The organism is Haladaptatus sp. W1, from assembly GCF_001723155.1.
GTDB lineage: Archaea > Halobacteriota > Halobacteria > Halobacteriales > Haladaptataceae > Haladaptatus > Haladaptatus paucihalophilus.
Window position 1 is genome coordinate 1 of the sequence record NZ_MEIH01000129.1, and the last position, 2,609, is coordinate 2,609.

Annotated in this window: 4 protein-coding genes and 3 pseudogenes; all 7 read right to left on the reverse strand. The window is 64.9% G+C overall.

All coding sequences use genetic code 11. The features are described 5' to 3' along the window. Positions 1–268, reverse strand: a pseudogene (locus tag BG842_RS07025) (hypothetical protein); the annotation flags it as partial. Further along, positions 265–423 (reverse strand): hypothetical protein, encoded by a 159-nt coding sequence (locus tag BG842_RS29640; protein WP_175424094.1) that lies wholly within the window; start codon positions 421–423, stop codon positions 265–267. The pseudogene BG842_RS07025 and the gene BG842_RS29640, both read right to left, overlap by 4 nt. A gap of 56 nt (positions 424–479) precedes the next feature. Then, entirely contained in the window at positions 480–845 is a 366-nt protein-coding gene (locus tag BG842_RS07030) for a DUF4149 domain-containing protein (RefSeq protein WP_254662964.1), read from the reverse strand. A gap of 26 nt (positions 846–871) precedes the next feature. Continuing rightward, the gene (locus BG842_RS07035; protein WP_007979053.1) at positions 872–1,135 is read right to left on the reverse strand and encodes a bacteriophage holin; all 264 of its coding nucleotides are present in this window, start codon (positions 1,133–1,135) and stop codon (positions 872–874) included. A 77-nt stretch (positions 1,136–1,212) separates the two neighbouring features. Then, positions 1,213–1,458 carry a DUF4149 domain-containing protein gene (locus tag BG842_RS07040; protein ID WP_083252461.1) on the reverse strand — a complete coding sequence of 82 codons (246 nt, stop codon included), beginning with the start codon at positions 1,456–1,458 and terminating at the stop codon, positions 1,213–1,215. Between the two features lie 105 nt (positions 1,459–1,563). Then, positions 1,564–1,938 (reverse strand): annotated as a pseudogene (locus BG842_RS32730) (YbaK/EbsC family protein); the annotation flags it as partial. Positions 1,939–1,995: 57 nt separating this feature from the next. Continuing rightward, positions 1,996–2,580, reverse strand: a pseudogene (gene nrfD, locus BG842_RS32735) (NrfD/PsrC family molybdoenzyme membrane anchor subunit); the annotation flags it as partial. Positions 2,581–2,609 lie beyond the last annotated feature (29 nt).

Sequence of the window (2,609 nt, forward strand, 5' to 3'; positions counted from 1 at the left end):
GATCGTCGATGTCCGATTCCATGGTCTCAGTCGCCTCTTCGAGACTACCGAGCGTCTGTCGGTCCTGAGCACGGTCTTTTGTCGCCTCCTCGCGATAGTCTTCGAGCTCATCGACTCGTTGTTCGAGGTCGTCGATCCGTTCGTCTTTCGCGGCGACTTCTGCTTCAAGGTCGTCAACACGATCACTGAGCGACTGGATGTGCTTAGCGAGGTCGCTGATCGAGACATTTTCGAGAGTGGACGCTCCGGACGTGGCGGTGTCACTCATTGGCAGCCACCTCCACTGTGGCCGCAGTGTCCTCTGCTGGCGTGGAGAAACGCGGCAGCGTACCACCCGGAATCCAGTGCTCTGGGTCCCTTCGCGCCGAACTCGATTTCCGCGGGTTCTGCGAGCGAGACGAGGAGGGTGTACGTCCCCTTCATCCCTTAGAGGTGCGAGGCCACGATGCCACCCGCCACCGCGAGCATCGTCAGACCGTTCAGGACGACCGATTGCATGTGATACTGGGCGAACGCGTCGTCGCCCGCCGCCTCCATCTTCGGATGAGCACCCAGCGGGCGTATCCCGTGAAGGCGACGCCGACCAGCGCGAGAGCGGCGACGACGATGCCGTCGAACGCATCCATCGCGTTGCCGACGACCGCGGCACCGAACGCCACGACACCCAATCCGAGTCCGAACTGATAGTACTTCGGGAAGATGGCGTTGACGACCTGTCCCGCGTCGTCGCCCAACACGTCGAACGTCGTCGGCGCACCGATGAACGAGAAGAACACGATGCTGCCGAGCCAGATTCCGAGCGCTGCGTCCGCGACGACGAGGAGTCCCGTTCCGAGAAGGGTCATATCGAACAGTTGGAACGACTAGCCAATCAAGATTGTTCTTCGTCGCGCGCGACGGCGTTGTACACCGTGGCGACGATGGCACCACCGAGTGCTCCGTCCATGAATCCCCAGAGCGCGCCGACGAGACTTCCCCGGAGCGTCGGCCGGTAGCCGATGTACAGCGAGGAGAGCGTTTCGACCGTTTCGTCGCCCCAACCGAACCGCGCTATCCACGCGTCCAGCATCACGTACAGCGACCACATCACGCCGCCGCCGAGTGCGAACGCGCGAACATCGAGTTTGTCCGTCATGAGTCCTCGGATGAGTTCGACGCGAACGGTCTTAGCGTTGGGTGGCCACAGGAAGCAACCGGCGGATCGATGGCGGGTCAGAAGTGCGAAAGCACCAGCGCACCGGCGACCGCGAGCATCGCCACGCCGACCGCGGTGACTCCGAGTATCGAACCGAACTCGTAGTACTTGGGGAAGATGGCGTTGACGACCTGTCCCGCGTCGTCGCCCAACACGTCGAACGTCGTCAGCGCGCCGACGAACGAGAAGAACACCATACCGCCGAGCCACATCCCGGGACTCGCGTCCAGAATCACCAACAGCGCCGTTCCGAGGAAGGTCATGACGGAACGGAAGATGCATCGCGAAATCGGTCTTTCCCCGACCGATTTCCGCTCTCGCTCTGACTTCCCCTCCGACCGGTTTCCGCTCTCGCTCTGACTTCCCGATCACTCGCTCACGCGCGCGACCGTCGCGTCGGCGTACTCCGCCAGTTCGTCGGGTGAAATCGGAAAGACGGCTTTCGGCGTCCCGGCGGCGGCCCAGACCGTCTCGAACTCGGTCAGCGTCTCGTCCAGATAGACGGGCAGGTCGCTGTCGTGGCAGAAGGGCGGGACGCCGCCGATGGACCAGCCGACCGACTCCCGAATCGCGTCGGCGTCGGCCATGCCGACCGCCGACTCGGAGGCGTCACGCAGTTCCGCCAGTCGGCCCTCGCTCACGCGGTTCGCCCCGCTGGTCACGACCACGACGAGTTCGTCGTCCGCGCGGAAGACGAGACTGCTGGCGATTTGGGCCACGTCACAGCCGATGGCGTCCGCAGCGAGGGCCAGCACGCCGCCAACCGCGACGACTGCGGGACTGGCGCTCACCGCGAGGGCGACGAGCGGCAGCGCGATACCCACGAGGATGCCGCCGAGCCAGAACGCCCGGCTGAATCGACCGCGAGTGATGCGCGCGGCGGCCTCCTCGGCGTCCTCGGTCTGGTGCGGCGTGAATATCTCCGAGGCGATTATCAGCAGATGGACGACAAGGCCAGCGGCGAGCGTGAGCCGAGAGAGGCCGACGAACGCGTCGAACCCGGCGACACCCGAGAGTCCCAACAGCCCCGTTACGCTGGCACCGGCGACCACCGCTTGGGTGAACATGTGGAGCGGCATCGTCGGACTCTGCCAGAGGTCGCGGCCCTTCGACTGACTGAACAGGAACGCCGTGTAGACCGCCGTGGCAGCCGCCAGTACCGCCCCGACGCCGAGCGTGACCGGGTTGGTCACGAGCGTCTCGACGCCGAGCAGCCAGCTCCCCGCGACGAGCGTCAGGAAACCGCCGGTGGCGGTCAAGATGTATCCGCCCTTCACGAGCCACGAGTTCCAGTTCGGGCGCAACAGGACCCAGTGGAACCGGGTCGGCTGTTCGAGGTCGAGGACGAGCAACAGCGTGGTGAGGCCGAGGAAAACGAGGCTCACGAGCGACGCGACGCCGATGGTGGTCGCGT